At 38.3% G+C, this 7,488-nt stretch carries 5 protein-coding genes; all 5 read left to right on the forward strand.

Annotation, left to right across the window (positions count from 1 at the left end; genetic code table 11):
• The first annotated feature begins 29 nt into the window (after positions 1-29).
• A complete protein-coding gene (locus ABFC98_07610; protein MEN6445892.1) occupies positions 30-2,204 on the forward strand; it encodes a von Willebrand factor type A domain-containing protein in 2,175 nt (724 codons plus the stop codon).
• 1,334 nt (positions 2,205-3,538) lie between these two features.
• A complete protein-coding gene (locus ABFC98_07615; protein ID MEN6445893.1) occupies positions 3,539-4,699 on the forward strand; it encodes a hypothetical protein in 1,161 nt (386 codons plus the stop codon).
• A gap of 25 nt (positions 4,700-4,724) precedes the next feature.
• Complete coding sequence (locus ABFC98_07620) at positions 4,725-5,099, forward strand: T9SS type A sorting domain-containing protein (GenBank protein MEN6445894.1); 375 nt, start codon at positions 4,725-4,727, stop codon at positions 5,097-5,099.
• A gap of 544 nt (positions 5,100-5,643) precedes the next feature.
• Entirely contained in the window at positions 5,644-7,194 is a 1,551-nt protein-coding gene (locus ABFC98_07625) for an acyl-CoA carboxylase subunit beta (protein MEN6445895.1), read from the forward strand.
• A gap of 10 nt (positions 7,195-7,204) precedes the next feature.
• The coding region (locus ABFC98_07630) for a hypothetical protein (protein MEN6445896.1) at positions 7,205-7,488 on the forward strand (284 nt) is incomplete at its 3' end.

Here is a 7,488-nt window from a genome sequence, read left to right on the forward strand (position 1 = left end):
TTTATGAATGGCAAAATTATGGAGGAAAAATGAAAACACGCTATTGGATTGTCCCTTTGCTGTTAATTCTATGCTTATTGACGGCAGCTAAAAAAGAAAAATACGGTTCCATCTATGGTTCCATTACCGAGACAGGTAAAAATGCCTTTGTAGCAGATATCACTGTGCAATGTCTGCAAAAAAACACTGTCATTGCCACCGCTGTTTCCGACCAGAATGGTTTTTACCGATTTGATAAACTAAAACCAGGAACTTACACCATTAAGATAAACGATCCCAATTTTGTGGTTTATGAAAATCAGAAAGTGAAGATAAAAGCCAATAAACCTGCTTTATTAAATATTGTGCTGGTTGCCAATCCACAAAAACCTGTTTCTGAAAAGAAAATGGAAATAGGTAAGCTATCCATAACCGTTACCGATAATAATACTCCCCTTCAATATGCTAATGTGGCTATTTATGACAATAATAAAAGCCTAACGGGTGGTCGGACAGATGCCCAAGGGAAAGCAGTTATTTTAAATATTCCTGCCGGTACATATTCTATAAAATGTTCATTAATTGGTTATAATACAGTTGAAAAGAGTAATACCACAATTGAAGCAGGGAAAACAACCACTCTTACAATAACAATGCAAAAAACTGGAATCAAACTGGAGAGTGTAAAGGTCAATGCTGTTTCCGATATGGATGTAGTGCCGTGGCAGACATTATCCGCTATTCACAATCCATATATAACTCCTTCTAATACAGAACAATATGACGCAATCAAACCCAATATATTTCACAGTCCTTTGGCAGAACCGCTTTCCACTTTTTCCATAGATGTGGATACTGGTTGCTATAGTAACATCCGGCGTATTTTGCAACAAGGTCAATTACCTGAGCCCAAAAGCATCCGCATTGAAGAACTGGTAAATTATTTTGCCTATAATTATCCTAAGCTGGAAGGGGAACATCCTTTTTCGGTTTATACTGAAATGAGTGTATGCCCCTGGAATCAAAATCGTAACTTGGTTTTAATAGGTCTGCAGGCAAAAAAGCTGGATTTTTCCAAAGCTGCACCCAGTAATTTAGTTTTCCTATTGGATGTTTCCGGCTCTATGGATGAACCGAATAAACTCCCTTTGGTAAAAGAATCAATGAAATTGCTGGTGGATAATTTACGGGATGAGGATAAAATTGCGATTGTCGTTTATGCCGGAGCTGCAGGAGAAGTTTTACCTTCCACCAGCGCCAGGCAAAAAAGAGATATTTCTGATGCCATTGATAGATTAGGGGCAGGTGGATCAACAGCTGGAGGAGCAGGAATTGAACTTGCCTATAAAATTGCCGAGGAGAATTTTATCAAAGGTGGAAACAATCGTATTATTCTTTGTACCGATGGTGATTTTAATGTGGGCGCATCTTCTTCTGCCCATTTAACCGATTTAATTGAATCCAAACGCAATAAAGGCATTTACCTTACTGCTTTGGGATATGGAATGGGAAATTATAAGGATAACACTTTGGAACTTTTGGCTGATAAAGGAAATGGCAATTACGCTTATATAGACGACATCAGTGAAGCCAAAAAAGTTCTGGTTAACGAAATGGCAAGCACCCTTTATGCCGTAGCCAAAGATGTGAAACTGCAAATTGAATTTAATCCCGCTCATATTAAGGCATACCGTTTAATCGGCTATGAAAACCGTTTGCTGAATAAAGAGGACTTTAAGGATGACACCAAAGATGCCGGTGAATTGGGTGCAGGACATTGTGTTACAGCTGTTTATGAAATTATTCCCACCGCTTCCAAAGAACTTGTTCCCGAACTGGATGAACTGAAATATCAGGATATCAAGATTTCCGATGAGGCGCGTAAATCACCTGAAGCATTAACGGTTAAATTGCGTTATAAACTTCCGGATAGCGATACCAGCATTCCTTTTGAAGTGCCGGTTATGAATAAAACCGTCCACTTGGAAAATGCTTCCGAAAATTACCTTTTCGCTTGTTCCGTTATTGGCTATGGGATGCTTTTGCAAGAGTCACAATATAAAGCAGCCCTCACTTGGGATATGGTTAAAGAACTGGCAACCAAAAATATCGGCAAAGATACCGAGGGCTATAGAACTGATTTTGTAAAACTGATAGACCTGGCAGCTAAATTACAGGAAAAACAAATCCGCGAGGAAAATCGGGATTTTAATAAGGAATACTAAATAATGTTGGGTAGCCGGAGGACACTGTTCCTCCGGTTTTTTTATCTCTCACAGATTACACAGATTTGGATTTTCGGAACAAGGATTTAAGGATTAGTTCACGCAGATTACGCTGATGACGCAGATGTAGCGTTAGAAACAAGGATTTTAGGATTAAGAGGATTTCAAATTTAAAGTTCCGTGAGGAACGATACATATTAACGACGGGTTTTAACCCGTTGAAAATATAGGAGGGTTGACGTCCTCGTCAACCACAACAAGATATTTATACTGCTACCTATAATTAAGTGGAAACTTGATAACTCGGTTGTCAGGGGAACGACATCCTGCCGTTCTTCCTTTATATATTCTCTAACAGATTAATGTAAGAAACAAGGATTTTAGGATTAAGAGGATTGTATTTTATAACTGACGATTAGTCGACTTTAAGTCAAAATCGGCCTTTTCTATGAGATAATTAGTGACATTGTTCAAAGATAGGGGAAAAGAATGAATTGATGTGGAAGATCACAAACAAAACCGATTTTAACTCAAAGAACGAAACAAAGATAGCGACGGTGGCGTAAGCCCCTCGAAAAAATGTAAGATAGACAAAAGTTCCGTGAGGAACGATACATATTAACGACGGGTTTTTAACCCGGCGCAAATAGTAACAGATACAATTAGTCCCAGCGGGACGACAGATTTAATAGACGGGTTTTAACCCGTTGAAAATATAGGAGGGTTGATTTCCTCGTCAACCACAACAAGATATTTATACTGCTACCTATAATTAAGTGGAAACTTGATAACTCGGTTGTCAGAAGAACGACGAAGATTTCGTTCTTCCTCAAGAAAAATATGCGGAGCTTCAGCGAGCTCCGGCTACCCAATTTAGGGTCAAAGACATTAACTTTAGAATTTATTTATGGCTCAATTAGAAAAATGGTCTAAAAATCGGTCAATTTTATCTGTTTTTTACTTTTTCTCTACCCCAAAACTTTCAAATATGTCCAATTTTCCCCTATTTGCCTCCCCAAACCCCTCAAATCTGTTCATTTTTTGCCTATTTTCCATACTCTGGGCACTTCTCACACTCTAAAATCCCAGCTTATATGCCAAAAGAAGCTATCTTATACTCACACAGAACATTCCGTAACGACTCTCTTACACTTCTCTAACGCTGCCGTAGTTTCGTTAGAGAAGTGTTACGGAATTGTTTCTGGACTATAAGTTCAGAGAGCGGGCAGGGCATTACAGAAAAAGGTGTTACGATTGGTAGGTCGAAATAAAATCCTTGACAGAAAGAGATAATATTTTACAAGTAAAAAAAGAATGCCTTGAGGAGTTTTTTTATGAAAAAAATAATCTTGCTGGCTTTTATATTAGGTGTGGCGATAGCAAATTTAGCGGCTATCTCCAATTATGTTTTAATGGTAAGTTGTTTTGAGCCCTCGGCAATTAATCTTGCCTTGGGTGGAAGTCCTGTAGGAGTTGTAAATATTTGGCACAATGAACCTTTAAATGCTTATGACAATCCTGCTTATCCATCTTTGCATACAGGGCTCAGTTATTCTAATACTTGCTATGATTTTATGAAATTAAAATATCCCGGGAATGAAAAAGAAAGCGCCTATTATACTTCAATGATGAGTTTATCTTATAAGGGTATTGGCTTTCTTTTCCCTTCTATTACTAATGTTCATACTTGGGGAATAAAAGCTGATTATGGAAGGATATCACTTACTGATGAAAATGGTTATGAGATAGGAATTACGAAGCAACTTAATGAAGTTATGTGTCCCTTGGGAATTTCAGTTAATTTTGCCGATCTCTATCGGATTATTCATAACGATAATACATTCTCGAACAAGAAATTAGACCTCTGCCTCGGTATGAATTATATTCTAAATTTCAGTTCTATTGATATTGGCTATAGTTTTCCCGCTAATATAGGTGAAGAATATGATGCTGATTGTGTAGATTCCGGAGCTCTGTTAAAATATAGTTTTCCCTTAACCGACAAAATACATTTGGAATCTGTAGCCGGATTTTCTATGTTCAATGCCTATGGGGACGGTATTAAATATAGTAGTGGTCAGCAACATAAAATATACAAACGCATAAACACTGGAATTGCCTGTTCTGCCTCGCTTAAAAATCCGAACTATCTGAAAGAGAATGAGTTAACGGATAATTTTGAAAATATTGGATGCCTGCGTCTTCTTGCCGGAATGAATGATGACCGAACACAAAGCCCCAATATTTATGGAATTGGAACAGAGCTTGGTTTTCTGGATACCATCTTTTTAAGAGGTGGCTATCATAAAGATAAAGGGGGAAATATTGAAGGTCTTACTTATGGCATTGGTTTGGATTTGCATTATCGAGATCTGGTTTCACTTAACGGAAACTATTCTTATTTCCCCGGAGGAAGCCAATGCAACGATAAGAACATCTACAATTTTGGTTGCAATTTAAATGTTTTTCAGATTGCTTTAGAAATGCTTAAATAATTATAGGTGAGGAACTAAGATGAATATGCCTAAAATATATATTCTTGCCGAGTGCATTTTTCTGCTTATAATGCTTATGGGATGCAGTTTGGCTACAAAACCCGAATCCACTGCTGATGAATCTACTGCCAATGTTAATGGCTTAATGGAAGTTTATCCAAATCCTGTAGTGAAAGGGGAAACTGTTGTTGTGGTCTTTAACTTTCACCTTGCAGGATTGTATAAACTGGTAATTACCAATGTGTTGGAGCAGGAAGTCATCAGTTTTGGTATTACCGAAGGTTCTTTGTCCTGGAATGGAAGAGATAAATATGGACAGCTTTGCGAAACAGGGGTCTATTATATAACCTTGTATTCAGATGAGTTAGTTCTTAGCAGGAAGATATTATTGTTTGTATAGATGCTTGTCTGAACGGGCAAAAATGAAATATACCAAGGATGAACGGGATTATATTTGCGGAGGGCTTAGGGCTTAGGGCGTAGAGAAAAATAGATCAGGGATGAACAGGATTTTGGGGATTGTAGGGATTGAATGTAAGAAACAAGGATTTTAGGATTAGTTCACGCAGATTACGCTGATGACGCAGATTTAGTATTAGAAACAAGGATATTCACAAGGTGGCAAAATAATGGAGGGTTGACGTCCTCGTCAACCACAACAAATAAACTATCAAGCCATAATAAATTTTCGCGGAAACTGTATAATTCGGTTGTAAGAGGAACGACGAGGACGTCGTTCTTCCTTTATCTATTCTCTCACAGATTGAATGTAAGAAACAAGGATTTCAGGATTCCAGATTTCGCAAAAATGACAATAAGAAACAGCTTTAGGCAAAACAACAACATAAATCCCAGAACATTTCCCTTTACTAAAAAACCGCTTTAGAAAAACTGACTGTGTTGGACTTTTAAAATAAAATAAATCATAGATAGGAAAAGAAGAAATGGAAAACCAGAATCCTCTGGAAAAGCTAAGAACTAAAAGAGCCGCAGCTCTTTTGGGTGGTGGAGAAAAACGCATTGCGGAACAGCACGCAAAAGGTAAACTTACAGCGCGCGAAAGGATTGCCCTTTTGGTTGATCCTGATAGTTTTGAAGAATTTGATATGTTTGTAACTCATCGCTGTTCAAACTTCGGCTTGGAACAATTTATCCACCCCGGAGATGGAGTAGTGACCGGTTGTGCAACAATCAATGAAAGAATGGTCTATATATTTGCGCAGGATTTTACTGTTTTTGGTGGTTCCTTATCCAAAACCTATGCTGATAAAATCTGCAAAGTAATGGATATGGCGCTAAAAAACGGTTGCCCGATAATTGGATTGAATGATTCCGGAGGAGCCAGAATTCAAGAAGGCGTTGATGCTCTTGCCGGTTATGCGGAAATATTTTGGCGGAATGTGATGGCAAGTGGAGTTATTCCTCAAATTTCAGCAATTTTAGGTCCCTGTGCAGGTGGCGCTGTTTATTCTCCTGCCATCACAGATTTTATCGTGATGGAAAAAAGCAACAGCTATATGTTCGTGACGGGTCCAAAGGTAGTTAAAACCGTCCTAAATGAAACGGTTACCAATGCAGATTTGGGCGGAGCAAACATTCACACTGGTAAAAGTGGCGTAGCTCATTTTATTGCCAATAGCGAAGAAGATGCTATGCTTACTATCAAATTACTGCTAAGTTATTTACCTGCAAATAATTTGGAAGATCCTCCCTATGTTCCCAATGCTGATCCTATCACGCGTAATTGTGATGTTTTAAATACTCTCGTTCCTGAAAATCCCAATAAACCGTATGATATGCTGGAAGTGATATATTCGATTATAGATAACGGTGAATTTTTGCAAGTGATGAGTAATTTTGCCCAAAATATCATTGTTGGTTTTGGCAGAATGAATGGACGCACAGTAGGCATTGTGGCAAATCAGCCCAAAATTTTGGCTGGCGTTTTAGATATTGATGCCAGTATAAAAGGAGCCAGATTTGTGCGTTTTTGTGATTCTTTCAATATCCCCTTGGTAGTTTTGGAAGATGTTCCCGGTTTTTTACCCGGAACGATGCAAGAGCATAATGGAATTATTCGTAATGGGGCAAAACTTCTTTATGCCTTTGCGGAAGCTACAGTTCCCAAAGTAACTGTCATAATCCGTAAAGCATACGGAGGTGCATATTGTGTAATGAATAGTCGTCATATGCGTGCCGATATTGTTTATGCTTGGCCTTCTGCGGAAATTGCAGTTATGGGACCCGAAAGTGCAGTGGAAGTAATTTTCCGTAAAGAAGCAATGGCTTCGGAAAATCCCAAAGCGGTTCTACAGGCAAAAGAAAAAGAATATCGTGATAAATTTGCCAATCCCTTTGTAGCTGCCGAAAGGGGATATATTGATGACATCATTGAACCCGCTGAAACAAGATTTCGTTTGATTCGCGCTTTGGAAATGCTGGCTAATAAACAAGATAGCATTCCCCCTCGCAAACATGGCAATATTCCTCTGTAAGGAATAGGCAATGCGAAAGATAGTGTTTTTAGCCATTTTTGCCTGTAGCTTTTTGAGTGCATTTGCTCAAATAGATACTATAGAGCAGACAATTTCTGATAGCTTAGCTCTTGTCCGCGAAAAAGAAATTCTGTCAGAATATGGCTTTCGCGATACAGCTACCCTTACAGAAGTAGCGGAGAAATTACAAATTAAAGATATCGCCAGTTGGAAGCAATATCTGGGTTTGGAGCCATATAACGAAAAATTGGATCAGATGAGTTTACGCAAATTGGGCATCACTCCCTATAAAGC

It is taken from the genome of Candidatus Cloacimonas sp. (assembly GCA_039680785.1).
GTDB lineage: Bacteria > Cloacimonadota > Cloacimonadia > Cloacimonadales > Cloacimonadaceae > Cloacimonas.